The following is a 24,879-nucleotide window of genomic DNA, read 5'->3' on the forward strand; positions in this document are numbered from 1 at the left end:
TTCCGCAGCCGGGCGGGCGCGCCCGCGGCACGCCCGTCGTCCGGTGGGCACCGCCCGGTTCACCGTCACGACAGAGGAATCTGATGTCCGTAAACCTGAGCAAGGGCCAGAAGATCAGCCTGAGCAAGTCCGACGGCGGCGCGCTCACCCTCGTGCGGATGGGCCTGGGCTGGCAGGCCGCGGGCCGCAAGGGGTTCTGGGCCAAGCTCACCGCCAAGGAGATCGATCTGGATGCCTCGGCGGTGCTCTTCGCCGGGCAGCAGCCCGTCGATGTCGTCTTCTTCCAGCATCTGGTCAGTGACGACGGTTCGGTGCGGCACACCGGCGACAACCGCGTGGGCGGCGCCGGTGAGGGCGGTGACGACGAGTCGATCCTGGTGGACCTGGGGAAGGTGCCCGGCAACGTCGACCAGATCGTCTTCACCGTCAACTCCTTCACCGGGCAGACGTTCCAGGAGGTGCAGAACGCCTTCTGCCGTCTGGTCGACGAGACCACCGGTCAGGAGCTGGCCCGCTACACCCTCGACGGCGGCGGCGCGCACACCGCGCAGGTCATGGCCAAGGTGTACCGCTCGGACCAGGGCTGGCAGATGGCCGCCCTCGGCTCCCCCGCGAACGGCCGCACCTTCCAGGACCTGATGCCGTCCATCGCCTCGCATCTGTGACGCGTGCGCCGCACCCGGTACGCCGGGTGCGGCGCCGTCACGTCCCCCAGGGCCTGTCGTCAAAGTCCCGTCGTCCACCCGGAGGGCGGGACCGGGAGTGTGACGACAGGTCCTAGAACGCCCCGGCGAGCGCCGCGCCCAGGAAGGCGGCGCCGAGCCCCGCGACGAGCTGCGCGACGACATTGGCCACCGCGAGGAACCGCGCGCCGTCCTCGGCCAGCCGCAGCGTCTCGTACGAGAACGTCGAGTACGTCGACAGCGCCCCGCACAGCCCCGTGCCCAAGGTCAGCTGCACCTGGGAGGAGACCGCGCCGGTGATCAGGCCGAGGATCACGCACGCCGAGACGTTGACGATGAACGTGCCCCAGGGGAACACCGAGTCGTGGCGGGCCTGGACGGCGCGGTCGGTGAGGTAGCGCAGCGGGGCGCCGACCGCGGCTCCGGCGATGACGAGCAGCCAGTTCACCGGCGTACCTCGTTCCGCGCGTACCGGAGGGTTTCGCAGACGTCCAGGGTGACCAGGCCGTCGCCCACCACCTCGTCCAGCTGCGGCAGGAAGCCTCGGATGCGTTCCTCGGTGTCGATGAGGACGACGGCGACCGGCAGGTCCTCGCTCAGCGACAGCAGGCGGCTGGTGTGGATGACGGACGAGGAGCCGAAGCCCTCGATGCCGTGGAAGACGGAGGCACCGGCGAGCCCGGCGGCGCGGGCGCGGTGGACGATCTCGGCGAAGACCGGCTTGTGGTGCCAGGTGTCGTGCTCCCCGACGTAGACGGTCGCCCGCAGCGCGGAACCGGTGATCCTCACTTCTGCCTCCCTACGACGAGGCGGCGGGTGACCGTCGCCGCGAGGGTCACGGACACCAGCGCCGCCACGAGGGTCAGCGCCAGATAGGCGAGCCCGGTGCGGGCCCGGCCGTCGGCCACCAGGCGCTGGATCTCCACGGCGTAGGTGGAGAACGTGGTGAAGCCGCCGAGCACGCCGGTGCCGAAGAAGGGCCGCACCAGGCGGTGGGCGGCCCAGACCTCGGTGATCAGCACCATGAAGACGCCGATGACGGCGCAGCCGAGGCTGTTGACCGCGAGCGTGGTCCAGGGGAAGCCGCCACGCGGGGTGGGCCACAGCAGCGAGGCGCCGTAGCGGGCGCAGGCGCCGAGGACGCCGCCGAGGGCGACCATGCCGACGACGGCGCCCTGGCCGCTCAGCGGGGTACGGCGCCGCGCGGGCGGGCGGGCGCCGATCTCGGGATCCACGGGTTCGTCACACACCGGTTCCTGGGCCTTCACCATGCGTCTCTCCTACTCGCGGCACACCGTCGCGGGGCGCACATCGTCGCAAGTAGGGACCGTTGGCGGCGTACGTGCCGCAGTGGGGTACGGCGGGCCCCACCGCCGCGCAGCGCCCGGAGGCGCTGCGTGGCTCCACGGTACCTCCGGGCCGCCGGGCACCTGTACCGGGGATGGCCGAAAACGACCCCTGGTGGCGGGAGCGGTATCCGCAGCGCGTACGGGACGTTCCGTACGGGTGAACGCCGGTGGGTCCGGCGCGGACGGGCGGGGGCGACGCGGGTGTCCGGTGCGGGAGGGCGGACCGCGGCGGACCGGGCGGACTGCTTCCCGTACCAGGTCAACGGCGTTTCCGGGCCTCGCTTCCGGTGCCGCAGGGCCCGCGCGACGGATTCCACAGGCGGCGGAAGACGCGCGGATCCGGCGCGCCGCGGCGGGGCGGGCGAGGGCCGCCACCCGTCCGCACCGGAGCCCGCAGCCCGCTTGCGGCACCGTCCCCGCCGCCCACGGGAGACTCCCGCCGACCCCGCGGCCTCACGGGCGACGGCACCACTGATTCCGTTTTTCCATCACAAACACAGCACCAATACCTCCTCATCACCCCCGTCACGCAACGGATTCCGTCGTCCAGTGAATTTCATATGAAACCTTGACGCGCCCCTGGGACGGGGGTTTCATTCGGTCACCGAAACGGCGACCGCGCCCCTGTCGCGCTTCCTGGGTCGCACCGCTTCGTGGCACCACCTCTTCGGCACGCTCCTCAGCCGCTCGCACGATGGGACACGGATGACCACTACGCCCTCCCCACCCGTTGCCTCCGCGACCCCCGCGGCGGATCCGCATCCGGCACCGACGGCCAGGGCGGACACGGACGCCGCGACCGGCGGAGCCCCCAAGCTCAACCGCTCGATCGGCGTGGTGGGCGGCACCCTGCTCACCCTCTCCTGCCTGACCCCGGCCTCCTCGCTCTTCGTGATCGTGCCGGACTCCTTCGCGACGCTGGGCACCGGCGCCGCGCTCACCATCGCCATCGCCGCCGTGCTCTGTATCGGCGTCGCGTTCACCTACTCCGAGCTGGGCACGCTGATCCCCAGCTCCGGCGGCGAGTACGCCATGGTCGGCACGTTGATGGGGCGGCTGGCCGGGTGGCTGGTCTTCGTCCTGTCGCTGATCGTCGTCATGATCGTGCCGCCGATCATCGCGCTGGGCACCGCCGACTATCTGGCGCCGCTGACCCCGCTCGATCCGCAGTGGACCGCCGCCGGGGTGATGCTCCTCGCCACCGCCATGGGCCTGCTCGATCTGCGGGCCAACGCCTGGATCACCGGTATCTTCCTGGTCCTGGAGGTGGTGGCCGCCGGGGTCGTCGCCTTCCTCGGCTTCAGCCACACCAGCCGTTCCGCGTCCGTCCTGGTCCACCCGGTGATCGCCACGCCCGACGGGCACAGCACCGCGCTGACCGCGGGCCTGGTGGTGACCGGCCTGGCCACCGCGCTCTTCATCCTCCAGGGCTTCTCGACGGCGGTGTACCTCGCCGAGGAGATGGAGAACCCGCGGCGCAACGTCTCCCGTACGGTCCTGTGGACGCTGGGCATCGGCGCGGCGGTCGTCCTCGTACCGGTCGTCGCGATCACGCTGGGCGCGCCGGACCTGGCGACGCTGACCTCCGGTGATGTCGCGGGCATGGTGGAGTCCTGGAGCAATTCGGCGGTCGGTACGTTCGTCAGCCTCTGCATCGCGCTGGCGATCATCAACGCGGCGATCGTGATGGTGATCCAGAACTCCCGGGTGGTCTTCGCCTCGGCGCGCGACGCGGCCTGGCCGAGCGGCGTCAGCCGGGCCCTGTCCCACCTCGGGCAGCGCTTCGGCTCCCCCTGGGCGGCGACGCTGGCGGTGGGCGTCCCCGGGGCGGCCCTGTGCTTCGTCAATCTGGACACGCTGAGCGAGGTCACCGGCGTCGCCGTCGCGGCGATGTACGTGTTCGTGGCGCTGGGCGCGCTGGTCTCCCGGCGGGGCGCGCACCGGCACCGCGCGGCCTGGCGGATGCCGCTGTGGCCGGCGATCCCGGCGCTGCTCGTACTGGTCCTGGTGTGGGTGCTGTGCCAGCAGAGCGTCGAGAGCCTGGCGATCACCGGCGCGATCGTCGCGGCGGCGGCCCTGTACTGGGCCTGCTACCTGCGGCCGCGCCAGGACACCCACTGGGTGATCTCGGTACCGGAAGACGGGGCCGAGGAAGGGGCCTGACCGGGTACGCCGCCGGGCACCGGCGGACCGCCTGGTGCCGGAGCCCGGACGGTCCGCCGGTGCCGAGGCCCGCGGCCGGTCCCGGTGCCTGGGCCCGGGCGGTCCGCCGGTGCCCAGGCGTGCGGCCCCGGCCCTCACCGCCCCGGACGCCCCGCCCGCCCCGCACCACCCGGGCCGCGGCTCACGGCCGTTCGCCCTGGGCCACCTCGATATGGGCGTGCAGGGTGTCGGCGGCGCTCAGTTCCGCCGCGCCCGTGGTGACCAGGCAGAGCAGCAGCCCGGCGGCGACGGCGCGGCGCAGCCGGGGCGCCGGACGGGCGCCCATCTCACGGCCGAGCAGCGCCGCCACCCGGCGGGGCACCGGCCCGGCGGTGGCCGCCAGGACGGTACGGGGCCGGGGCGCGGGGCCGCCCGCGAGCGCCGCCCGGCCCACCGCGCGAGCGGCCAGCGTCCGGTCGCCGACGGCGTCCGCGGCGGCCTCGTCGGCGATCCGCTCCAGCGCGTACCCGAGGGGCGCGCGGAGGCCGCGCAGCGCCGGATGGCAGCGGGCGGCGAGGTCCACGGCGGCGAGCAGCAGATGGTGACGGCCGCGCAGATGGGCGCGTTCATGGGCGAAGAGGGCCGTGCGTTCGCCCGGTTCCAGGGCGCGCAGCATCGCGGTGGTCACCACGATCCGGCCGGGGCGGCCGGGCAGTGCGAAGGCGTCCGGCCGCGCATCGGGCACCACCGCCAGCTCACCGTGGACCGCCCCGGCCTGTGCGCGGGCGTCCCGCAGGTCCGCGCGGTGGCCTAGGAGGCGCACCGTCACCGCGGCGGCGCTCGCGCCCAGCAGACCGGCGGCCGCCACCGAGACGCCGACGGTCACGGCGGGCGGCCCGTCGGTGAGCGGGGTGAGCAGTTCGCCGGCGGCGGCCACCCACGGCAGATACGACGCGCCGGGGATCACCAGCAGCGCCAGCGCCGCCGCCGCGCAGCCGGCGAGCCCCACCGCGACGCAGACCAGCAGCGCGGCGGCGCGGCGCGGCGCGAGGGCGTCGGCCAGCCGCCGGGCCGCCGGGACGGCGAGGAACGGCGCGAGCAGCGGGACCCACACCAGGGACATCACGGGCGGCCTCCGGCGGGGCCCTCGTCGAGCAGGGAGCGCAGCAACCGTTCGTCCGCGTCGGAGAGCTGGGAGACGAACCGGGCGAGCACGGCCCCGTGGTCCTCGTCCTTCGCCAGCTCCGAGTGCATCCGGCGGGCGGTCAGCCCGGGGGCGTCCTGGGCGGGCGCGTAGGCGTAGCCGCGGCCGGAGCGGGCGCGGACGACGGTGCCCTTGTCGTGGAGGCGGGTGAGGATCGTGGTGACCGTGGTGCGCGCCAGCGACCCGCCGAGCGCCTGCTGGACCTGACCGGGGGTGAGCGGACCGTCCATCGCCCACAACACGGCGAGCACACCGGATTCCAGCTCACCGGCGGGCCGCCGCTCCTTGTCCGCACCGTTCATCGCACCGTCTCCGCACCGTTCATGGCGCCCAGCCTCCCATATCGTCGTCTACAGTGACGTAGTCGGTCTACAGCGATGTAGACGTCCGTGCCGTCCGGTCCGGGCCTCCCTCCGGGGCGGACGGCACACCGGAGAGGCCCCGCGCACGGCGCCCGCCCGCGCGCCCCCTTCCGCTCACAAGGAGCTGCCGTGACCCTTCCGCTCGCCTCCGGTGGAGCCTCCCTCGACGGGGGGCTCTACCTCTGGGTGACCGATCTCGCCGCACACACCCCGGCGCCGTGGAACACCGTGGTGTCGGTGTGGACGGATTTCGGTCTCGCCGCGTTCGCCCTGTGCCTGGCCGTCGCCTGGTGGCGGGCGCGCGCCGACGGGGACGCGGTCCGGATGGCGCGGGTACTGGCCGTGCCGGTGGTGATCGTCGCCGCGTACGTCGTCAACGACCTGGTCAAGGCGGTCTTCGACGAGCGGCGGCCGTGCCAGGTGCTGCACACCGTCACCGTCCAGGCGTGCCCGCCGCCGGGCGACTGGTCGTTCCCCAGCAACCATGCCGCCATCGCCGGGGCCGCCGCCGTGGCGCTGCTCCTGGTGGACCGGCGCATCGGCGCGCTCGCGGCGGTGCTGGCGCTGCTGATGGCCGCGTCCCGGGTGTGGGTGGGCGCGCACTATCCGCACGATGTCGCGGTCGGGCTCGTGGTCGGCGCGGCCGTCGCCTGCGCGGTGACCGTCCCGGCGGGCCGCGCCGCGCACCTGGTGGAGCGGTTGCGGACCACGCGGCTGCGGCCGTTGGTGGCGGCAGCCTGACGAGGTAGGGCGGGCGGCCCCGGCGCTTCCGCACCCTGCCGTAGGCCGTCTCCGAACGGACCTGCCTGGCGCGGACGCAGCCACGGGCCACGCCGAGGCCGGGCGCCTACCGGGGCACGAGCGGCCGTGGGCCACCCGCCTCACCCGTAGGCCGATACCCTCCCGGCCCGACGCACGCCCGCACCCACCCTCACTCCCTCGCCGCCAAGGCCCGCCCCCGCGCGGCCGTGACCAGCTCGACGGCCTGTTCCCGGGTGCGGCCCGGCACCGCGTTCCAGTCGCCGATCAGGGCCTGCCAGCCGCGGTGCCGCAGTTCGCCGAGGATGTGGGCGGCGGCGCGTTCGGCGGCGTCCTCGGAGCCGACGCCGAGCGCCACCGCGCCGAGGAGCGCCCCGCAGACGCACCGGCGGCCGCGGCGGTCCCGCAGCCGGTGGGGGCGCTGCTGCCAGCCCCAGGTCCGGAGGATCTCGGCGGTGACGGCGAGTTGGGTGCTGGGCCAGTGGGAGAGGCCGGGGCGGCGGCGGTGTGCCCAGTCGGGCAGCGCGCGGGCGAACCGGCCGGGCAGCCGCACCTCGACATCCGGGCGGGTGCCGTGGCGGGGCACCGCGCGCAGCGCCTCCGCGACCAGTTCGTCGACGGTGGCGCCGACCAGCCGCCGGGCCACCGGATCGGCGGGCGCGGTGCGCGCCCAGCCCGCGGCGATGCCGTCCCAGGCGACCCGTTCCGCGGGGTCCGGGCGTACGGGTTCCGGGGCGGCGCCCGGGCCCGTCCCGGAGTCCACCAGACGGGCGGCGGCCCGGTCGAGGGCGGTGACGGTCAGCTCCGGGACGGGCATGAGGTCCCCTTCGCGGTGCGGCGGGATGGTGCGCCGCGATCACCGCGGCCCACCAGAGACTTTATGTCCCTATTTGCGGCTTTTCTTCTTAGCGTCGTGCCGCACCCGGAAGGTCTTCGTATCGCGCCCGGGGCGGCTCAGCCACGCCCGCCCGCGGCCGGGGGTCAGGCCCGGAAGCTCTTCGGGCGCGGCGGGGCGCAGGTGCGGAAAACGCAGGTGGGGTACGTCATGAACGGTGCGACGACGGAGGCGCCACAGAACGACGCCTGCCCTCGATGGGATACCAAACGCGAGATCCGCCCGCGCGCCCAGCGGATGAGGTCGATGTCACGGCCGCCCGGCGTCCACCGGCGGGGCGCCGCCGCCCGGACGCCGGACCGACTCGTCCGCGCCGCTTGGCCGAAGAGCGCCGGTCAGCGCCGTATCACCCCTGCGGACCAGGCATACTTCAGTCATTGCGCAATCCGGGAACCATGGGATCGCGGGAAACCGAAGGACGCCGTGCGGTACGGCAGTTGTGGAGGGAAGAGATGACGGTGGCCCTGACCAAGGGCGGCAATGTGTCGCTCAGCAAACAGGCCCCCGGCCTGACCACCGTGCGGGTGGGGCTGGGCTGGCGGACCGAAGCCACCGGAGGGACCGGCTGCGATCTGGACGCGAGCGCGCTGCTGTGCGACGACTCCGGAAAGGTGCTGTCCGAGGCGCACTTCGTCTTCTTCAACAACCTCCGCAGCCCCGAGGGCGCGGTGACCCTCTCTCCGGACGCCCCGGCCGACGGCAGCGGCGACGACGCGCGGATCGACATCGACCTCGGCGCCGTGCCCGCCGCCGTCACCAAGATCGCCTTCCCGGTCTCGCTCTACGAGGCGGAGGACCGCCACCAGAGCTTCGCGCAGGTCACCGCCGCCCACATCCGGGTGACCGCCGGGGACGGCGGCGCCGACCTCGCCCGCTACGACCTGCACGGCGCGGGCGGCGCCGAGACCGCCATGGTCTTCGGCGAGCTGTACCGCCACGGCGCGGAATGGAAGTTCCGCGCCATCGGCCAGGGTTACGCCTCCGGGCTCGCCGGTATCGCCCAGGACTACGGCGTCGACGTGCTGCGCCCGGAACCGGCCGCCCCGGCACCGCCCGCGCCCGCGATGCCTCCGGCGCCCCCGCTCCCCCCGGAGCCCGCCGCCTTCGCCCCGGCCGGTCACGCCACCGTCCCGGCCCCCGCACCCCACCCCGCACCGATCGGAGACACCGACATGACCTGCTTCTTCGACCCCTCGCACGGCCCCGGCACGACGCCGATCATGTGGTCGCCGCAGTGGGGCGTCCCGCGTCAGATCACCTCGTGCCCCGGCTGCGCCCAGCGTGTCCAGACCACCCCGCCGCCGTACTACACCGCACCGCAGCAGGGCTACCCCCAGCCCGGCTACCCGCAGCAGCCCCCGCAGTCGGGCTACCCGCAGGCGGCGCCCGCACAGCCGGGGTACGCACAGCCGGGGTACGCGCAGCCCGAACAGCCGCAGCAGGGCCGCCGGTTCGGCACCGGCGCGCTCATCGGCGCCGGTGCGGCCGGTCTGGTCGGCGGCGCGCTGCTCAACGAGGCGTTCGACGACGACGAGCCCGACGTGATCGTCAACAACTACTACGAGGACTGAGCCCGCCGCGCGACGGAACGGCCACGCCGACGGCGGTCGCGTACCGCCCCGAAGTGCGTGGCCGTCACCCCGTCCTGACGCGGCGTCGGCGCCCGGCCCTCACCCCCCGGCCGGGCACCGGTCCGATTCCGTGCGCCCGCCCGCGCCCCCGCCCGTGACCTCGGCGGACCGGCGGCGGGCGCCCACGTAGGATCCGCATGTCAAGGTCAAGGATCTGCCGGACGGACGGTGGACGTGCGGCGATCGGGGTGTCATCGATGAGGCTCTGCTTCCTGGTGGAGGAGCAGTACCGCCATGACGGGATGCCCCGGGAGGTGATCGCCCAACTCGGCGCCTGGGGACACACGGTGGACGTCATCCGGCCCGGCCGCGCCCTGCTGCCGCTGACCTCCGCCCTCACCGCCGGCGATCACGACGCATGGGTCCTCAAGACCGTCTCCGGCGGCCCCGGCCTCACCCTGCTGGAGGCCGCCGCCCACACCGGCCTGACGACGGTCAACGACGTCCGGGCCATCCGCGGCGTCCGCGACAAGGCGCTCGCCGCGGTCATCGCCCGCACCCACGGCCTGCCCGTCCCGGTGACGTACGCGGCCGCCCGCGCCGAGGAGTTCGCGCGGATACCCGAGGCGGAGTTCCCGCTCGTCGTCAAGCCCGCCGACGGCAGCTCCGGCCGCGCCGTCCGGCTGGTCCGCGACCCGGGCGAGCTGACCGCCCCCGGCCCGGACCACGAACCCCTCACCGGACTGCTGATCGCCCAGCCCTACGTCCCCAACTCCGGTACCGACCTCAAGGTCTACAGCGTCGCCGGGGAGCTGTACGCCACCGAACGCCGCTCCCCGCTCCACCCCGGGCACGCGGTCCGCGAGCGGCACGTCCCGCTCTCCGCCGAGGTCGCCCGCATCACCGCCGAGACGGGCGCCGCCTTCGGCCTCGACCTCTACGGTGTCGACGTCCTGCACGGGCCCGACGGCCCGGTGGTCGTCGACATCAATGACTTCCCCAGCTTCCGTCAGGTCCCGGACGCCGTCGCCCGGGTGTCCGCCGCCGTCCTCCGCCTCGCCCGGCGCGACCCCGGCGCCCTGACGTCCCCGCCGCTTCCGGTCCCGGTCGCCGTTCCGGCGCAGCCCGCGGCCCGCTGACGGCGGGTCCGGCCGCGGAGGGTCCGTACCGCCGCCGCGGTCTGCGGAATTGCGAAAGTTCGCAATTGATTAGATGCTGTGTTCGCTACATTTGCTGTGTCCACAGGGAGCCGCGGGCACAGCCTTCGATTCCGCCGCCCCGTGGGGCGCCACCGGGAAGGCCCAGGGTCGTGTCCGTTCCGCTGTTCCAGGCCGATCCGCTGTTCCAGGCCGGGGCCGCGCCCGCCCGGCCCCGCCGCCCCGTCCGGACACCGCGGCCGCGGCCCCGGGAGGAGCGATGACCGCGGGGCTCGAATCGCTGCGGCAGCGGCACGTGCTGACCCTGCCCACCGTCCCGGCCGCGGTCCGGGTGGCGCGGGAGACCGCCGAGCAGGTCCTCGCGGAGTGGCACATCGGCCCGCACCACCCGTCCGTCGGCCCGGCGCTGCTGATCCTCGCCGAGCTCGTCACCAACGGCGTCCGGCACGCCGCGCCGCTCTCCCCGCAGCTCACCGTCGTCTACGCGGCCCGCCGGGACGGTCTCACCCTCGCGGTCCACGACCGGCACCCCTATCTGCCGACGCTGTACGGCGCGACGGTCGGCAGCGGCGACGGCGGGCTGGCCACCGTCATGGAACTCACCCTCGGTCTGGGCGGCACCGCCGGGGTGCTGCCGGACGCGGACGGCCGCGGCAAGACCGTCCGGGTCTGCCTGCCGCTGTGAACCGGGCGGCGCCGCGGGGCGTCGTACGCCCGGCCCGGGCCCGCCTCCGGTGACCCGCGGGGTTGATAATCTTGGCGATCGCCGAGGTCACCACCGTCGGCCTCCGGTGGCTTCGGATCCCGCGCACGTCGGCCGCCCGTCACCGCGCGGGAGGAGGAGAGCCGATGTCGTCGACGAGCGGACGGACGCGGTACGCCGCGGACGGCCCGGCCGGGCCGTCCCGCCGCGCCGGGGAGGTGGGGGCGCGATGAGTACGCCGCTGTACCAGCTCAAGGCCGAGTTCTTCAAGACACTGGGGCATCCGGCGCGCATCCGTGTCCTGGAGCTGCTGAGCCGGCGGGAGCACGCGGTGGCGGAGCTGCTGCCCGAGGTCGGCCTGGAACCGGCGCATCTGTCGCAGCAGCTCGCGGTCCTGCGGCGGGCGAATCTGGTCACCACCCGCAAAGAGGGTTCGACCGTCCACTACTCCCTGGCCAACCCGCAGGTCGCGGAGCTGCTCAAGGTCGCGCGGACGATCCTGACGGGCGTCCTCGCCGGACAGGCCGAGCTCCTCGCCGACCTGCGGGCGACCACGGACGGGGCACCGAAGCCGTAACGGGGCCGGTCGGAGGGTGCGGACGAGGCGGCGCGCACCGGGTGCCACAATGCCTCCATGAGCACCAACGTATTTTTCGACATCGCCATTGACGGCCAGGCCGCGGGCCGCATCGTCTTCAAGCTGTACGACGACGTCGTGCCGAAGACCGCCGCCAACTTCCGTGAGCTGGCCACCGGCCAGCACGGCTTCGGCTACGCCGGTTCCGGCTTCCACCGCGTCATCCCGGAGTTCATGCTCCAGGGTGGCGACTTCACCAACCACAACGGCACGGGCGGCAAGAGCATCTACGGCGAGAAGTTCGCCGATGAGAACTTCCAGCTCAAGCACGACCGGCCGTTCCTGCTGTCGATGGCCAACGCCGGCCGGAACACCAACGGCTCGCAGTTCTTCATCACCACCGTCGTCACCTCCTGGCTCGACGGCAAGCACGTCGTCTTCGGCGAGGTCGTCGAGGGCCAGGACCTGGTGACCCGCATCGAGTCCCTCGGCTCGCAGAGCGGCGCCCCCCGCTCCAAGGTCACCATCGACAACTCCGGCGTCGTCGCCTAGCCACACCCGCACCACCGATGGGGCCCACGCGCCCCGCGGCCGAGCGCGCCCCCGGCACCACGCCGGGCGGCGCGCTCGGCCGTTTCCGGGGCGCGGAACACGTCGGTCTGCGGCCGGATCGCGCCGCGGGCGTCCGCGTCACCCGTCCTTGCGGGTGCGTTCGTTGAAGCGGTCGGCGGCACGTTCGTTGAGGGTGCCGAGGACGGCGCGCAGCCGTGGCGCGGGCGGCTGGTCATCCGCCGCGACCTCGGCGCCGGTCACCGTCGCCGGGGCGTCGCCCCGGGGCAGCGCGCGGGCCACGGCGGCCATCAGGCGGCCGGTGGTCACCGGGGCGACGCCGCCCGCCACGGCGCCGAGCCGGGCGGCCGGGGTGAGGACGATGCGCGGGCGGCGCCGCCGCATCCCGGCGACGATCCGGTCGGCGGCCCGTTCGGCGCCCATGGACAGCAGCGGCAGCCCGGCCAGCGCCGAGAACCATGCGTACTCCCGCCGCCGGTCGCCGCCGAAGTACGCCTGGAGATGCGAGCCGGTCCGCATCAGCCCCGGGTGGACGGCGGTGACGGTGACGCCGTGCGCCGCCTCCTCGGCGCGCAGCCCCGCCGCGAGGGCGCCGACGGCGGACTTGGCGCACGAGTACGGCACCAGATGCGGTACGGGCACCAGCGCGCCCACCGACCCGATCAGCCCGAGGCGGCCTCCGACGGGGCTGCGCCGCAGGTGGGGCAGGGCGGCGAGGGAGGTGTGCAGCGCGCCGGTGAACACGGAGTCCAGCGCCTCCCGGAAGCCGTCGGGGCCGAGCGCCACGGCCGGGCCGACCTGGATGATGCCCGCGTTGGCGACGACGATGTCGATACCGCCCTCGTCGGCGGCGATCTCCGCGAACCGGTCACGTACCGCCGCCCCGTCGCGTACGTCGCAGACCACCCCGCGCACCGGGCCCCGGGCGCTCCGCCCGGCGAGGCGGACCGCCCGGTCGAGTTCTGCGGCGTCCCGGGCGAGCAGCACCACCCGGCAGCCGTGCTGCGCGAACCGGCGGCCGAGGAGAAGGCCCAGCCCCCGGGAGCCGCCGGTGACGACGGCGGTGAGACCGCCGATGTCCGGCGCGGCGGTCAGCGCGTCGCGGGCTCTGGTCATGGCTCACCTTCCGGCCCGGGGATACCGCCGCACACACCGGGCGGCTCACGGCCGCGCACCGGCGGCGGGCGGGGTCAGGAGCGGAGATTTCCGCGTCAACGGTACGACGGTGGGGGTCCCGGCGCGCGGTGGGCGGATACGTGCGGTGGCGAGGCCGGGTTCCCGGCCCGTTCACGGGAGCGGCCCCCACAGGATGGCGGCCACGCCGGGGGCAGGACAGCATGTCCCGTGGCGTCCCGCCGGCCCCGGCGTCGTACCACGGGCGCGGGGCCCGGCGCCCGCGATGGCGTCCGCCGCCCGTCCGCTTTCCTGTCCGTCGGTCCCGACCGTGAGGTGTGCTCCATGTCGAAGCCTCCGCTGCCCGAAGCAGCGACCGCCATGCTGGCGAAGGCCAACCCCGCCGTCATCACGACCCTGCGGCCGGACGGCCAGCCCGTCTCCACGGCCACCTGGTACCTCTGGGACGACGGCCGCGTCATGGTCAACATGGACGAGGGCCGCCGACGGCTGGCGCATGTCCGCGACGACCCCCGGGTGACGCTCACCGTCCTCGACGAGGGCAACTGGTACACCCATCTCAGCCTCATCGGCCGCGTCGCCCAGCTGCACCCGGACGAGAATCTGACGGACATCGACCGGCTGGCCCACCACTACCTCGGCACCCCGTACCCCCGGCGGGACCGGGCCCGCGTCACCGCCTGGATCGAGATCGACCGCTGGCACGGCTGGGGGAACCTGAAGGACAGCTCACAGGCCGGTTGACCCGGCCGGGGCCGCACCCTCCGGCGGGCGCGGCCCGGGACGGCGCGGGCTCCGGACGGCGCGGCCGCCACCCGTCAGCGGCGGGCCCACGCCCCGTCGGCCGCGGTCAGGGGGCGCCCTCCGCCGCCTCCCGGCCCCTCAGGGCCCGGTCGTCCACCTCGTAGGTGAGGCGGTTCACCACCTCCACCACGCCGTCGACGCTCTCGCACAGCCGCACCGCCACGACCATCAGACTCCGGCGCGCCAGGGTGCCGCTGAGCGTCACCGTGCCGTCGGAGACCCCCACGGTGACGGCGGACGGCGGGACGTTCAGCGTGCGGGTCAGCACGTCCTCCAGAATCTCCTCCTGGATCGCCCGGTCGCGCCGCAGGAAGAGCTGGACGAGGTCGCCGCGGCTGAGCACGCCGATGAGCAGCCCGTCCTCGTCGACCACCGGCAGCCGCTTGACGCCCTTCTCGTCCATCAGCCGCGCCGCGCGGATCGCGCTCCACCGCGGGCGGGCCACGACGGCGGGGCTGGTCATGAGCGAGGCGGCGGTGTTCGACGGGCTCCGGTCGATGTGCCGCCGCAGCAGATCGGCCTCGGAGACGACGCCGAGCGTCCGTCCCGCCTCGTCCACCACCGGCACGGCGCTGATGTCGTACTCGTCGAGCAGCCGCGCGATCTCCCCGAACGCGGTGCCGGTTTGCACGGCGACGGCGCCGGGCGTCATCAGATCGGCGACACTGCGGTGCCTCATCGTGTTTTCGTCCCTCCCGATATCCACCCCAACGGGTATCTGCGGTCCATTGTCGCGCGTCCCCCGGGGCTGCCGGCCGGCGCCTCCGGAACGGGCCCGCCACCGGCCCGGACGGCGGCCGCCTCAGCCTCTGGCCGAGACGAAGGCCACCAGGGCGATCAGTGCGGCGCAGACGCTCAGGTTGACCGCCTTGTGCTCCCAGAACACCGCGACGAACTCGCGGAGGGTGGCGCTCGGCCAGAAGTACTTCGCGGTCGGCGATCCGAGCACCTGGCCCTCGACACCGGCCTGGCGGGCCGTCATGGCGGCGCGGAAGGCGTGGAAGTTGTTGGTGACGACGACACAGCGGTAGCCGCTCTTCCCGGCGGTCATGATCTCGTGGCTGAAGCGCAGGTTCTCGTCGGTGGTCCGGGAGCGGTTCTCCTCCTGGACGTGGCCGGCCGGGGCGCCCTGGTCGACGAGCCAGCGCCCCATCGCCTCGGCCTCGGGCAGCTTCTCGTCCGGGCCCTGGCCACCGGAGGTGAGGAGGACCGGCACCGGGCCGCCGCGGGCGATCTGCGCGTCGTGGATCTCCAGGCCCTTGCGCAGCCGGGAGGCGAGCAGCGGCGGCACCCGCTCGCCGCCGATCAGCCCGGAGCCCAGCACGACCACGTAGTCGACGTCGCCGCGCACCGCGATCCGCCCGTAGAGGAAGGCGTAGGCGAGGAAGCAGAGGAAGAGGAAGGAGACGTAGGCGGAGAGGAGGAGCACGGCGATGCCGACGGGGAAGGCCGGCGAGCCCTGCAGGTGTCCCAGCGACACCAGCAGGACGAGCAGGCCGAAGACGGCCACACCCAGCAGCCCGGAGAGGAGGTTGGCCGGGCGGAGCCCTTCCTTGCGGGCCATGGTGATGCCGTTGGCGATCAGGAAGCCGCCGAGCACCACCACGCCGACGGCGGGGACGAGGAAGACCAGCAGGTAGACCGCGATGGCCGCGCCGGGGGGCAGGTGGCTCGCCTTGCCGAGGAGCCAGCCGGACAGGCTGAGGAGCGTCAGCCCGAGCAGGACCGCGTTACGGAAGCGGCGGCGGTCCTTGCGCACGCCGAGGCAGAGGAGCGCGAAGAGGAGAAGGGTCATGATCATGGCCGAAGTATGCAGGGGCGAAACGTCCTCCGGCCGCCCGGTGCGGTGAGGGGGCCGATCCGCGACGGGGCAGGTCAGGAGGGTGCCAAGGGCCGCCGCGGGGCGCGGGGCGCGGCAGTCGAAGAGGTCCGGGCGGGCCGGCCCCCGGGGCCGTCCGGCCCTAGCCGGACACCGGTCGCGGCGCGAGCGTGGCAGCAGGCCACCCCGGAGCCGGAAGGCGGTGGGGACGATGGAACTTCCCGTGGTGGTGGGCGTCGACGGTTCCGACGCGAGCCTCACGGCCGTGGACTGGGCCGTCGACGAAGCCGTACGGCACGGCCTTCCGCTACGCCTCGTCCACGCCTCACTGTGGGAACGGTACGAGGGCGTGGAGCCGGACCCGGCCGCCGACCGGCCCTCGGAGCAGGTGCTCGCCGAGACGATCGTCGCCGATGCGGCCGAACGCGCCGGGCGCCGCGCGCCCGGCCTGGCCGTCACGGCGGACGTGGCCGCCGCGGACGCGGCGGGCGCGCTGCTCCACGCGGGGCAGGAGGCCACGGTCCTGGTCGTCGGATCCCACGGGCGGGGCGCGGTGGCCGGTCTGCTGCTCGGCTCCGTCAGCCTCGTCGTCGCCGCCCGCGCCCACTGCCCGGTCGTCGTCGTACGAGGGGACCCCCACGCCCTGGAGGGACGCCACGGGCGGGTCCTGCTGGGCGTCGGCGACCACGACGTGGGCTCACCGGCCGTGCGGTTCGCGTTCCACGAGGCGGCGGTCCGCGACGCGGAACTCGATGTCGTCCGCGCCTGGCGGCGGCCGCTCCACGAACCGGCCGACCACCCGCTGCTGGCCGGTGAGCCCGGCGCGTACCACGCGCAGCGCGCCGCGGAACTGCTCGACGAGGCCCTGGCGGCCGCGGTCCGCGACCACCCCGGGGTACGGCTGCGCAAAAGCACCGTCGAAGGGACCGCGCGCCGGACGATGACCGCGCGGTCGGCCGCCGCCGATCTGCTGGTTCTCGGGGCGCGGCGCAGCGGCGGCGTCTTCGGGCGGGAGTTCGGCGGGGTCGTCCACCGGGCGCTGCACCACGCGGCGTGCCCGGTGGCCGTCGTCCCGCAACGGCGCCCGGCCGCCGCCGAGGAAGAGCCGTGAGGACCGCCGACCGCGTCCCGGGGACGGGCCCGGGCGGCCGGGCGGTGGCGGGGAGCGGGACATGAACGACGTCCTGGTCGGCGTCGACCCCCATGAGCTGTCGGTCCCGGCCCTGGTGTGGGCCGCCGACGAGGCCGCGCACCGCACGGTGCGACTGCGGCTGGTCACCGTCGCGCCGCCGCTCAAGTACGGCGCGTTCGCCCGCCGGAGCGCCCTGCTGATCCGTGCGCAGTCGGCCCTGGCGACGGCGGAGGACCTGGTTCGGGAGCTGCACGCCGGGCTGTGGACCGCGACGGAGTTCGTCGACGGGGCGCCGGTCGTGGTGCTGCGGGAGCGGACGGCGGGCGCCGCGCTCGCCGTGATGGGGTCGCGGCGCCTCGGCCGGGTCGCCGAAGTCCTCGGCGAGGCGTCGGTGGCGGTCCCGCTGGCCGCGGGCGCCCACTGCCCGGTCGTGGTGGTCCGCAATCCCGAGCGCCCGGCCGTCCATCCGCCGCTGGTCGTCGTCGGCGTGGACGGCGGCCCGGACTGCCGGGCGGCCATCGGCTTCGCGGTGGCCGAGGCGGCCCTGCACGAGGCCCGGCTCCGGGCGGTCTGGGTGTGGCCCGGACCGCTCCCCTCCCACGAGGACGCCGCCGAGGCCCTGGCCGACCGCCGCCGCTCACTGGCCGAGGCGGTCGCGGGCTGGGCCGAGCGCTACCCGGAGGTCCCCATCGAACAGCAGGTCGTACGCGGCCGTCCGGTCGAGGAGCTGAGCCGGGTCTCGTATGCCGCCGTCGCGGTGGTCGTCGGCCGCGGGAGCCACGGCGGGCGGTGCGGGGGGCGGCTCGGGTCCACGGTTCATGGGGTGTTGCACCGTGCGGCCTGTCCGGTGGTGGTGGTTCCTCCCCCGGAGGCGTGAGCCTGTGAGCCTCATGGGCCCGGCCCGGTGGTCAGCTCGCACCGGACGTCCACCACGCCTTCCACGGCGCGGGTCAGGCGGGCGGCGAGGGGGACGATCGCGCTGTCGGTGACCTCGCCGGAGAGGGTCACGACCCCGGCGTCGACGGCGACGCCGATCCGGTGGTGCGCGCGCGGGAACAGGCGCTCGACGACGTCGCGGCGCACCTCGGCCGCGAGGTCCCGGTCCGGGCGGAGGAACACCTTGAGCAGGTCGGCCCGGCTGACGATGCCCCGGAGGGCCCCGTGCTCGTCGACGACCGGCAGCCGCTTGACCTGGTGGGTGGCCATCAGGCGGGCGGCCTGGGGCAGGGACGCCCCGGCGCCGACGGTGACGGCGGGCGCGGCCATGAGGTCCTCGGCCCGGCGGGAGCCCGCCTTCGCGGTGGCGTCGAGGCGCCGCATCTGCTCGACCAGCCCGGGGCGGTGGTCGTGGAACTCCTCCTTCGCCAGCAGATCGGCCTCGGACACCACGCCGACGACCCGGCCCTCTTCCTCCACGACGGGCACGGCGGTCACCTTCCAGCGGGCCATCGCCGCGACGATCTCCTTGAAATCGGCGCCGCGGCGGACGGCGACGACCTGCCGCGTCATCACGTCGGAGACGGTGAACGGTTGGGGGGTCATGGGCTTTCCTCACCGTGCGAAGGGGCGGGGCCGCCGAGGGGAAGCGGAGCGGTGAGGCGGCGGGACCCTGCCCGGCCGGCCGTCTCCCGGCAGGGCGACGGGCGGGGCCGACTCCACCGGGCCCGGCCTCCGCGGCACGCTCCCGGTGTGCTCCCACCGTCTCCCTCCAAGCTCGTCCGCGCATGCCGGGTCCGGTAGGGCCGCGCAGGTCACCTCGCGGGGCCCGAACGCCCCGTGCCGAGGGGCGGCCGCTCCCGGTTGCGGCGGCGTGGGTTCGCGGAACCCTGGAAGGGACCACGGCCGACCGGGATCGGGGCACCGACCAGGGTCCGGGCGAGGGCGGGCGACGGGCGGACGCCAACCGCCCGGCCCTCGGCGCGGCGCGCCCCCACGGCCGGCTGCGCGCCCCCGCGACCGGCTCGTACACCGTGCGTGAGGAGGCTCCAGGTGAACTCCCCCGGCACGGGAGGCGGTCGGGCACCCGTCCCCGTGCGCGCCCTCGTCCTGGACACCGACGGCGTCCTCCTCGACTCGGCCCGGCTGCACGCCGCGGCGTGGAAGACCGCCCTGGACGCCTGCCTCCGGGCCGTGGCCGACGACGCACAGCCGCCCTTCGACCGCGACGCCGACTACCGCCGGTTCGTCGACGGGACATCGCGCTACGACGGCGCGGCCGCCTTCCTCGCCGCCCGGGGCGTCGAGCTTCCTCCGGGCACCCGGGGCGACCCGCCCGGGTTCGGCACGGTGTGGGCGGTCGCCGCGGCCAAAGAGCAGGCGTTCGTCGGGCTGGTCCGGACCGAGGGGGTCACGGCGTTCCCGGACGCCGGACCGGCCCTGCGGGACCTGCGCGCCGACGGGGTGCCGTGTGCCGCGGTGTCGGCCTCCCGGCACGCCCGGGACCTGCTCGGGGCCACGGCGCTCGACCGGCTCCTCACCGTGGTCGTGGACGGCGCGGACGCCGCCCGGCTCGGTCTCGCCGGGAAGCCCGACCCGGCGCTCTTCCTGCACGCCGCCGGCCTCCTCGGCGCCCGCCCGGCGAAGACCGCGGTGGTCGAGGACGCGCTCGCCGGAGTGCGGGCGGCGCGGCGGGGCGGCTTCGGTCTCGTCGTCGGCATCGACCGGTCCGCGGACCGCTCCGCATCCGCCGCGCTGCGCGAGGCGGGCGCCGATGAGACGGTCACCGCGCTGACGGCGCTGGTCCGGAGCGTACGGAGGGAGCGCGGATGACAGGCCCCGATTGGCGGTACGACCGCTACGACCCCGCGCGTGAGCCGCTGGTCGAGGCGCTCTGCACGCTCGGCAACGGCCGGTTCGCCACCCGCGGCTCCGCCCCCGAGTGCCCGGCCGGGGCCACCCACTATCCGGGCACCTATCTGGCGGGCTGCTACGACCGGCGCACCTCGGACATCGCGGGCGAGCGGATCGAGAACGAGGACCTGGTCAACCTGCCGAACTGGACGTTGCTGCGCTACCGCTGCCTGCCCGTCGACGCCCCGCCCGGCCCGTGGCTGACGCCCGGTTCCGCGCGTCACTGCACCGTCCGCCTCGACCCGCGGACCGGCGTCCTCACCCGGTACCTGTTCTTCGAGGACGCCCAGGGACGCGGGCTGCGCGTCTGCCATCTGCGGCTCGTCCACATGGGAGACCCGGACCTGGCGGCCCAGCGCACACTGTTCCGCGCCTACGGCTGGCGCGGTGCCGTCGAGGTCGAGTCCGTACTCGACGGTGCCGTCACCAACAGTGGCGTGGCGCGCTACCGGCACCTCGAAGGGCGTCATCTCACGGAACATCAGGCAGGGTTCCGGCCTGATGGCGTCGCCTGGCTCGCCTGCCGTACGGCCGACCCGGGGATCCGAATCGCGTTGGCCGTCCGCACCAAAACCGTCCCGGAGCGCCCCGCCCGGGAGACCGTCACGGACACCGGGACCGTCCAGACGTACCGGCTGCCCGTGAGGCCCCGCCGCACGGCGACGGTGGTGAAGACCCTGGCGTTGCGCTCCTCGCTGGACCGGCCCATCGCCGACCCCGTCGCCGCCGCCTGTGACGAGGCCGCCGGGGCACCGGGGCTGCCGCGGCTGCTCGCCACCCACGAGGCGGCCTGGGCGCGTCTGTGGGAGCAGGGTGAACTGGCGGTGCCGGGGGAAGCGGGCCGGATCCTGCGGCTGCACCTGTTCCATCTGCTCCAGACCCTCTCGCCGCACACCGCCGACCTCGACACGGGCGTCCCCGCGCGTGGGCTGCACGGCGAGGCGTACCGGGGGCACATCTTCTGGGACGAGCTCTTCGTCCTGCCCTATCTCGGCCTCCACTTCCCGGAGGTGGCGCGGTCCCTGCTGATGTACCGGTACCGGCGGCTCCCGGCCGCGCGGGCGGCGGCGCGCCGCGAGGGCCGCCGGGGCGCCAGATACCCGTGGCAGAGCGCGAGTTCGGGCCGGGAGGAGACGCAGACGCTGCACCTCAACCCGCGCTCCGGGCGCTGGCTGCCCGACCATTCGCATCTCCAGGGCCATGTGGGTTCGGCCATCGCCCACAACGTCTGGCGGTACGCGGAGACCACCGGCGACCGCGGGTTCCTGTACTCCGCCGGGGCGGAGATGCTGCTGGAGATCGCCCGCTACTGGTCGGGGGCGGCCACCTTCGACCCGGCGCTCGGCCGCTACCGGCTCACCGGCGTCGTCGGGCCGGACGAGTACCACGACGCCTACCCGGACGCCGCCGCCCCGGGCATCGACGACAACGCCTACACCAACGCGACCGCCGCCTGGGTGCTCGCCCGCGGCCTCGATCTGCTCGGTGAACTGCCCGCCGCCCGGCGCGCGGAACTGTCAGGGTCCCTGCACCTGGACGACGAGGAACTGTCCCGCTGGGACGAACTCTCCCGCCGTCTGTATCTCCCCTTCCACCAGGGCGTGATCAGCCAGTTCGCGGGCTACGGGGACCTGGCCGAGCTGGACTGGGCGCGCTACCGGGACCGTTACGGCGACATCCGCCGGCTGGACCGGATCCTGGAGGCCGAGGGCGACACCGTCAACCGCTACCAGGCGTCGAAACAGGCCGACGCCCTGATGCTCGGCCATCTCTTCCGGCCGTCGGAGCTGTCCGCGCTGTTCGCCCGGCTCGGGTACCGGCTGGACGACGCGGTGTGGCGCGCAACCGTCGACCACTACCTGCGGCGCAGCAGCCACGGCTCGACGCTCAGCAGCCTCGTCCACGGCTGGCTGCTCACCCGCGGGACGGGGCCGGATGCCTGGGAGTACTGCCGGGAGGCGCTGCTCGGCGACATCGCCGATCTGCAAGGCGGGACGACGGGCGAGGGCATTCACCTCGGTGCCATGGCGGGCACGGTCGATCTGGTCGAGCGCGGGCTCACCGGTCTGGAGGCGGGCTCGGAGGGGCTGCGGGTGGCGCCGGTGGCGCTGCGGGAGATCCCCCGGTTCGCCTTCACCTGCTGCGTCGGCGGTCACCGGGGGGTGCGGCTACGGGTGCTGCCGGGGCGGCTGGCCGTCCGGGTACCGGCCTCGTCCCGGGACCCGCTGCCCGTCGTCCTCCCCGGTGACCGGCGGCGCACCGTCGCGCCGGGTGAGGAGCGCTGGTTCCGGCTGTGAGAGCGGCCCGGGCGAGATCGACAGGAAGGCCGCGCGGGCTCGGACTACGGTGAAGGTGGGCCGCGCGCATACGGAGGTGGCGATGGGGCCTGGGGACCCGCAGCGGACGAGCAGGATCCCGCGGCTACGGCTCGACGACCTGCTGGACGAACTGCGGGTACGCATCGACGAGGTCCGCGGCACCCGGGACCGGCTCGACGGACTCCTCGACGCGGTCATCGCCGTCGGGGAGGAGTTGCAGCTGCCCGAGGTGCTGCGCGGCATCGTGGAGGCGGCGGTGACCCTGGTGGACGCCCGGTACGGCGCGCTCGGCGTCATCGGCGACGACCGGAAGCTCGCGGAGTTCGTCACGGTCGGCATCGACGACGACCTGCGGGCCCGCATCGGGGACCTGCCCTTGGGCCACGGGCTGCTCGGCGAACTGATCCGCAATCCGCGGCCACTGCGCCTGCCCGAACTCTCCGGGCACCCCGCCTCGTACGGCATCCCGCCGCACCATCCGCGGATGCGCTCGTTCCTCGGGGTGCCCATCCGCGTCCGCGACGAGGTCTTCGGCAATCTGTACCTCACCGAGAAACGCGGCGGGTCCGGCTTCGACGAGGAGGACGAGGCCGTGGTGACGACGCTCGCCGTCGCCGCCGGTTTCGCGATCGACAACGCCCGCCTCTACGAACAGGGCAGACTCCGGCAGCGGTGGCTGGCCGCCGGTTCCGATCTGACCCGCGCCCTGCTGTCCGGGGCGGAGGAGGCCGAGGTCTTCGACGGCATGCTGGAACAGGCCGTGGGCATCGCGGACGCCGACACCGGAGTCTTCTACCTCGTCGGGCCCGGCGGCGAGGTGCGCGGTTCGCTGGCCCGGGGCGAGCGGGCGGCGGGCCACCGGGACGTGACGTTCACCGGCGGCGAGGGGACGCTGCTGGCGGCCGCGCTCTGCCGCGACGGTCTGGTCACGGTGGCGGACGCGGAGCGCGACGAGCGGGTCACGGCGCAGCCGGACCGCTGGCCGGGCTCCGGTCCGGCGGTGGCCGTCGCGGTCGGGACGAAGGAGCGGCTGAGCGGGGTGCTGATGCTCGCCCGGCGGCGCGGGCGCCCGCCCTTCACCCGCGCCGAGGTCACCCCGCTCCCGGGCTTCGCCGAGCAGGCGGCGCTCGCCCTCGAACTGGCCGGCCGGCGCCGCGACGCGGAGCAGGTGAGCCTGTGGGAGGACCGCGACCGGATCGCCCGCGACCTGCACGACCTGGCGATCCAGCGGCTCTTCGCGACCGGGATGACGCTGCAGAGCGCCCGCCGGTTCGTGGAGCATCCGGAGGCGGCGGACCGGCTGGCCCGGGCGATCGATGATCTGGACGCCACCATCAAGATCATCCGCTCGACCATCTTCGGCCTCCGGGAACACGACCGCCCCGACGCCGCCCCCAAGCTCCGCAACCGGGTGGTCAAGGCGGTGGACGCGGCCGTGCCGGCCCTCGGGTTCGCGCCCGCCCTGCGGATGGAGGGCCTGCTCGACACGGACGTACCGCCCGGGGTCGCCGAGGAGGTCATCGCGGTCCTCGGCGAAGCGCTCAGCAATGTGGCCCGCCACGCGCGGGCGAGCCGGGCGGAGGTGTCCGTCGTGGTCGGCGGCGGTGTGCTGACGGTGACCGTGGGCGACGACGGCACCGGCATCCCGCCGGACGTCGCCCGCAGCGGCCTGCGCAACCTCGCCGAACGGGCCGACCGCCTGGGCGGCTCCCTCACCGTCCGCGCCCGGCCCGCGCCCACCGGTGGCACGGCGCTCACCTGGCGCGTTCCGCTGGCGCCCGAGTACAGGTGAGGACGACTGAAGACGACTGAGGGCGACTCAAGGTGGCGCTATCCGTGGCCGGGGCAGTGGCCGTGGGCGGGGTCGTGCCCGCGGACTGGTGAGGGCTCCCCCGTTGGGGAGTGCAGCGGGTGGCGCCCCGGGGACTGCGCGGGGCCGTGCCCGTGGGACTGCGCGTTCCCGTGGGGCTGTGCGTGCTCATGGGCCTGGGTGGCGAGGACCGCGGCCTGGACGCGGCGTTCGACGCCCAGTTTGCCCAGCAGCCGGGAGATGTGGTTCTTGACCGTCTTCTCCGACAGATGGAGCCGGGTGGCGATCTGCCGGTTGGTGAGCCCTTCACCGATCAGCTCCAGTACGGCCCGCTCCCGCTCCGACAACACGGCCAGCCGCTCCTCCTCCGGCGCCGTCGCCGCTCCGGGGCCCCGTAGCGAGCGCATCAGCCGCGCGGTGGTGGCCGGGTCCAGCATCGACTGCCCGGTGGCCACGGTCCGTACCGCCGCGACGAGATCGGCGCCCTGGATCTGCTTGAGCACATAGCCCGCGGCCCCTGCCATGATCGCGTCGAGCAGGGCGTCCTCGTCGTCGAACGAGGTCAGCATCAGGCACGCCAGCCCGGGCATCCGCGAGCGCAGCTCCCGGCAAACGGTGATCCCGTCGCCGTCGGGGAGGCGGACGTCCAGCACGGCGACATCCGGCCGCAGCGCGGGCCCCCGGGCCAGCGCCTGGTCCGCGGTCGCCGCCTCCCCGGCCACCTCCAGGCCGGGCTCGTCATCGATGAGATCGCGCAGCCCCCGGCGGACGACCTCATGGTCGTCCACGAGGAAGACGCGGATGGCCGTATCGGCGGTCGGCGTATCGGACATGGCGCCCCCTGCGAACGGTGCGGACCTACCCGTATTGTCCGCCATCTCCCGTTCCGGGATCGGATCGGAACCGGCGTCGGGGTGAGCCCTTCGGCGGTACGCGGTGTGGGGCCGTCGTACCGCGGGTGGGGGCCGACCGGCCCATGCGCGGTACGGGCGGCCCGGCGGACGCTGGGCGAGTGGGCAGGAACCCTTCCTGAACGAAGG

General features: G+C 74.7%; 24 protein-coding genes and 1 pseudogene. 14 read left to right on the forward strand and 11 right to left on the reverse strand.

Annotation, left to right across the window (positions count from 1 at the left end; genetic code table 11):
• The first annotated feature begins 83 nt into the window (after window positions 1-83).
• Entirely contained in the window at window positions 84-665 is a 582-nt protein-coding gene (locus OG422_RS03585; protein WP_405739571.1) for a TerD family protein, read from the forward strand.
• Between the two features lie 112 nt (window positions 666-777).
• Here the strand turns inward: OG422_RS03585 and OG422_RS03590 are convergent, their stop codons facing one another.
• Genes OG422_RS03590 through crcB form a run of 3 tightly spaced genes read right to left on the reverse strand, consistent with a single transcriptional unit; the run spans window position 778 to window position 1,954 of the window.
• Complete coding sequence (locus tag OG422_RS03590; RefSeq protein WP_143942105.1) at window positions 778-1,131, reverse strand: CrcB family protein; 354 nt, start codon at window positions 1,129-1,131, stop codon at window positions 778-780.
• On the reverse strand, window positions 1,128-1,472 hold the full coding sequence (locus OG422_RS03595; RefSeq protein ID WP_143942106.1) for a DUF190 domain-containing protein: 345 nt from the start codon (window positions 1,470-1,472) through the stop codon (window positions 1,128-1,130). Before OG422_RS03595 ends, OG422_RS03590 begins: the two co-directional genes overlap by 4 nt.
• A complete protein-coding gene (crcB, locus tag OG422_RS03600; protein ID WP_405739575.1) occupies window positions 1,469-1,954 on the reverse strand; it encodes a fluoride efflux transporter CrcB in 486 nt (161 codons plus the stop codon). The genes OG422_RS03595 and crcB overlap by 4 nt, the downstream gene beginning before the upstream one ends.
• 783 nt (window positions 1,955-2,737) lie before the next feature.
• Here crcB and OG422_RS03605 point away from each other — a divergent pair.
• The gene (locus OG422_RS03605) at window positions 2,738-4,195 is read left to right on the forward strand and encodes an APC family permease (RefSeq protein ID WP_405739578.1); all 1,458 of its coding nucleotides are present in this window, start codon (window positions 2,738-2,740) and stop codon (window positions 4,193-4,195) included.
• A gap of 181 nt (window positions 4,196-4,376) precedes the next feature.
• Here the strand turns inward: OG422_RS03605 and OG422_RS03610 are convergent, their stop codons facing one another.
• Both OG422_RS03610 and OG422_RS03615 read right to left on the reverse strand, forming a co-directional pair.
• Window positions 4,377-5,297, reverse strand: coding sequence for a M56 family metallopeptidase (locus OG422_RS03610; RefSeq protein WP_251076655.1), 921 nt, complete (start codon window positions 5,295-5,297; stop codon window positions 4,377-4,379).
• Complete coding sequence (locus tag OG422_RS03615; protein WP_405739581.1) at window positions 5,297-5,680, reverse strand: BlaI/MecI/CopY family transcriptional regulator; 384 nt, start codon at window positions 5,678-5,680, stop codon at window positions 5,297-5,299. The genes OG422_RS03610 and OG422_RS03615 overlap by 1 nt, the downstream gene beginning before the upstream one ends.
• 189 nt (window positions 5,681-5,869) lie before the next feature.
• On the opposite strand from OG422_RS03615, the gene OG422_RS03620 reads away from it, so the two are divergent.
• The gene (locus OG422_RS03620) at window positions 5,870-6,481 is read left to right on the forward strand and encodes a phosphatase PAP2 family protein (RefSeq protein ID WP_405739584.1); all 612 of its coding nucleotides are present in this window, start codon (window positions 5,870-5,872) and stop codon (window positions 6,479-6,481) included.
• Between the two features lie 190 nt (window positions 6,482-6,671).
• Here the strand turns inward: OG422_RS03620 and OG422_RS03625 are convergent, their stop codons facing one another.
• Entirely contained in the window at window positions 6,672-7,316 is a 645-nt protein-coding gene (locus tag OG422_RS03625; RefSeq protein WP_405739587.1) for a hypothetical protein, read from the reverse strand.
• 530 nt (window positions 7,317-7,846) lie between these two features.
• Between OG422_RS03625 and OG422_RS03630 the strand changes: the two genes are divergently transcribed.
• The 5 genes from OG422_RS03630 (at window position 7,847) to OG422_RS03650 (ending at window position 11,954) form a co-directional block, all read left to right on the forward strand.
• Window positions 7,847-8,965 (forward strand): TerD family protein, encoded by a 1,119-nt coding sequence (locus OG422_RS03630; protein WP_405739590.1) that lies wholly within the window; start codon window positions 7,847-7,849, stop codon window positions 8,963-8,965.
• A 257-nt stretch (window positions 8,966-9,222) separates the two neighbouring features.
• On the forward strand, window positions 9,223-10,104 hold the full coding sequence (locus OG422_RS03635; protein WP_405739593.1) for a RimK family alpha-L-glutamate ligase: 882 nt from the start codon (window positions 9,223-9,225) through the stop codon (window positions 10,102-10,104).
• Window positions 10,105-10,381: 277 nt separating this feature from the next.
• Complete coding sequence (locus OG422_RS03640; RefSeq protein ID WP_143940685.1) at window positions 10,382-10,807, forward strand: ATP-binding protein; 426 nt, start codon at window positions 10,382-10,384, stop codon at window positions 10,805-10,807.
• Between the two features lie 247 nt (window positions 10,808-11,054).
• Entirely contained in the window at window positions 11,055-11,402 is a 348-nt protein-coding gene (locus OG422_RS03645) for an ArsR/SmtB family transcription factor (protein ID WP_405739596.1), read from the forward strand.
• Window positions 11,403-11,459: 57 nt separating this feature from the next.
• Window positions 11,460-11,954 (forward strand): peptidylprolyl isomerase, encoded by a 495-nt coding sequence (locus tag OG422_RS03650; protein ID WP_405739599.1) that lies wholly within the window; start codon window positions 11,460-11,462, stop codon window positions 11,952-11,954.
• Window positions 11,955-12,092: 138 nt separating this feature from the next.
• Here OG422_RS03650 and OG422_RS03655 read toward each other — a convergent pair whose 3' ends face one another.
• Complete coding sequence (locus OG422_RS03655) at window positions 12,093-13,088, reverse strand: SDR family NAD(P)-dependent oxidoreductase (RefSeq protein WP_405739601.1); 996 nt, start codon at window positions 13,086-13,088, stop codon at window positions 12,093-12,095.
• 342 nt (window positions 13,089-13,430) lie between these two features.
• Between OG422_RS03655 and OG422_RS03660 the strand changes: the two genes are divergently transcribed.
• Window positions 13,431-13,850, forward strand: a complete 420-nt coding sequence (locus OG422_RS03660) for a PPOX class F420-dependent oxidoreductase (RefSeq protein WP_143940689.1) — start codon at window positions 13,431-13,433, stop codon at window positions 13,848-13,850.
• Between the two features lie 106 nt (window positions 13,851-13,956).
• On the opposite strand, the gene OG422_RS03665 is transcribed toward OG422_RS03660, so the two are convergent.
• Both OG422_RS03665 and OG422_RS03670 read right to left on the reverse strand, forming a co-directional pair.
• Window positions 13,957-14,589 (reverse strand): CBS domain-containing protein, encoded by a 633-nt coding sequence (locus OG422_RS03665; protein WP_143940690.1) that lies wholly within the window; start codon window positions 14,587-14,589, stop codon window positions 13,957-13,959.
• A gap of 123 nt (window positions 14,590-14,712) precedes the next feature.
• Window positions 14,713-15,711, reverse strand: coding sequence for a YdcF family protein (locus tag OG422_RS03670; protein ID WP_405739606.1), 999 nt, complete (start codon window positions 15,709-15,711; stop codon window positions 14,713-14,715).
• A gap of 229 nt (window positions 15,712-15,940) precedes the next feature.
• Between OG422_RS03670 and OG422_RS03675 the strand changes: the two genes are divergently transcribed.
• Together OG422_RS03675 and OG422_RS03680 are read left to right on the forward strand one after the other, a co-directional pair.
• Complete coding sequence (locus OG422_RS03675; protein ID WP_405739613.1) at window positions 15,941-16,840, forward strand: universal stress protein; 900 nt, start codon at window positions 15,941-15,943, stop codon at window positions 16,838-16,840.
• Window positions 16,841-16,901: 61 nt separating this feature from the next.
• Window positions 16,902-17,738 (forward strand): universal stress protein, encoded by an 837-nt coding sequence (locus tag OG422_RS03680; RefSeq protein WP_405739616.1) that lies wholly within the window; start codon window positions 16,902-16,904, stop codon window positions 17,736-17,738.
• Window positions 17,739-17,749: 11 nt separating this feature from the next.
• Here OG422_RS03680 and OG422_RS03685 read toward each other — a convergent pair whose 3' ends face one another.
• Window positions 17,750-18,403: a CBS domain-containing protein gene (locus OG422_RS03685; RefSeq protein WP_405739619.1), complete on the reverse strand. Its 654-nt coding sequence runs from the start codon at window positions 18,401-18,403 to the stop codon at window positions 17,750-17,752.
• Between the two features lie 447 nt (window positions 18,404-18,850).
• Here OG422_RS03685 and OG422_RS03690 point away from each other — a divergent pair, with 447 nt between their 5' ends.
• The 3 genes from OG422_RS03690 (at window position 18,851) to OG422_RS03700 (ending at window position 23,821) form a co-directional block, all read left to right on the forward strand.
• Entirely contained in the window at window positions 18,851-19,630 is a 780-nt protein-coding gene (locus OG422_RS03690) for an HAD family hydrolase (protein ID WP_405739622.1), read from the forward strand.
• Window positions 19,627-22,008 carry a glycoside hydrolase family 65 protein gene (locus tag OG422_RS03695; protein WP_405739625.1) on the forward strand — a complete coding sequence of 794 codons (2,382 nt, stop codon included), beginning with the start codon at window positions 19,627-19,629 and terminating at the stop codon, window positions 22,006-22,008. Before OG422_RS03690 ends, OG422_RS03695 begins: the two co-directional genes overlap by 4 nt.
• A gap of 82 nt (window positions 22,009-22,090) precedes the next feature.
• Complete coding sequence (locus OG422_RS03700) at window positions 22,091-23,821, forward strand: GAF domain-containing protein (protein WP_405739628.1); 1,731 nt, start codon at window positions 22,091-22,093, stop codon at window positions 23,819-23,821.
• A gap of 167 nt (window positions 23,822-23,988) precedes the next feature.
• On the opposite strand, the pseudogene OG422_RS03705 reads toward OG422_RS03700, so the two are convergent.
• Window positions 23,989-24,672: pseudogene (locus OG422_RS03705) on the reverse strand (response regulator); the annotation flags it as partial.
• Window positions 24,673-24,879: the final 207 nt, after the last annotated feature.

This window comes from Streptomyces sp. NBC_01525 (genome assembly GCF_045040405.1).
Classification (GTDB): Bacteria; Actinomycetota; Actinomycetes; order Streptomycetales; family Streptomycetaceae; genus Streptomyces; species Streptomyces benahoarensis.

Bases quoted from the DNA above. Each gene is read 5' to 3' on its own strand.
- OG422_RS03585 (WP_405739571.1), top strand. From the start codon at position 84: ATGTCCGTAAACCTGAGCAAGGGCCAGAAGATCAGCCTGAGCAAGTCC.
- crcB (WP_405739575.1), bottom strand. From the start codon at position 1,954: ATGGTGAAGGCCCAGGAACCGGTGTGTGACGAACCCGTGGATCCCGAG.
- OG422_RS03605 (WP_405739578.1), top strand. From the start codon at position 2,738: ATGACCACTACGCCCTCCCCACCCGTTGCCTCCGCGACCCCCGCGGCG.
- OG422_RS03610 (WP_251076655.1), bottom strand. From the start codon at position 5,297: ATGTCCCTGGTGTGGGTCCCGCTGCTCGCGCCGTTCCTCGCCGTCCCG.
- OG422_RS03615 (WP_405739581.1), bottom strand. From the start codon at position 5,680: ATGAACGGTGCGGACAAGGAGCGGCGGCCCGCCGGTGAGCTGGAATCC.
- OG422_RS03625 (WP_405739587.1), bottom strand. From the start codon at position 7,316: ATGCCCGTCCCGGAGCTGACCGTCACCGCCCTCGACCGGGCCGCCGCC.
- OG422_RS03630 (WP_405739590.1), top strand. From the start codon at position 7,847: ATGACGGTGGCCCTGACCAAGGGCGGCAATGTGTCGCTCAGCAAACAG.
- OG422_RS03635 (WP_405739593.1), top strand. From the start codon at position 9,223: ATGAGGCTCTGCTTCCTGGTGGAGGAGCAGTACCGCCATGACGGGATG.
- OG422_RS03640 (WP_143940685.1), top strand. From the start codon at position 10,382: ATGACCGCGGGGCTCGAATCGCTGCGGCAGCGGCACGTGCTGACCCTG.
- OG422_RS03645 (WP_405739596.1), top strand. From the start codon at position 11,055: ATGAGTACGCCGCTGTACCAGCTCAAGGCCGAGTTCTTCAAGACACTG.
- OG422_RS03650 (WP_405739599.1), top strand. From the start codon at position 11,460: ATGAGCACCAACGTATTTTTCGACATCGCCATTGACGGCCAGGCCGCG.
- OG422_RS03655 (WP_405739601.1), bottom strand. From the start codon at position 13,088: ATGACCAGAGCCCGCGACGCGCTGACCGCCGCGCCGGACATCGGCGGT.
- OG422_RS03660 (WP_143940689.1), top strand. From the start codon at position 13,431: ATGTCGAAGCCTCCGCTGCCCGAAGCAGCGACCGCCATGCTGGCGAAG.
- OG422_RS03665 (WP_143940690.1), bottom strand. From the start codon at position 14,589: ATGAGGCACCGCAGTGTCGCCGATCTGATGACGCCCGGCGCCGTCGCC.
- OG422_RS03670 (WP_405739606.1), bottom strand. From the start codon at position 15,711: ATGATCATGACCCTTCTCCTCTTCGCGCTCCTCTGCCTCGGCGTGCGC.
- OG422_RS03675 (WP_405739613.1), top strand. From the start codon at position 15,941: ATGGAACTTCCCGTGGTGGTGGGCGTCGACGGTTCCGACGCGAGCCTC.
- OG422_RS03680 (WP_405739616.1), top strand. From the start codon at position 16,902: ATGAACGACGTCCTGGTCGGCGTCGACCCCCATGAGCTGTCGGTCCCG.
- OG422_RS03685 (WP_405739619.1), bottom strand. From the start codon at position 18,403: ATGACCCCCCAACCGTTCACCGTCTCCGACGTGATGACGCGGCAGGTC.
- OG422_RS03695 (WP_405739625.1), top strand. From the start codon at position 19,627: ATGACAGGCCCCGATTGGCGGTACGACCGCTACGACCCCGCGCGTGAG.
- OG422_RS03700 (WP_405739628.1), top strand. From the start codon at position 22,091: ATGGGGCCTGGGGACCCGCAGCGGACGAGCAGGATCCCGCGGCTACGG.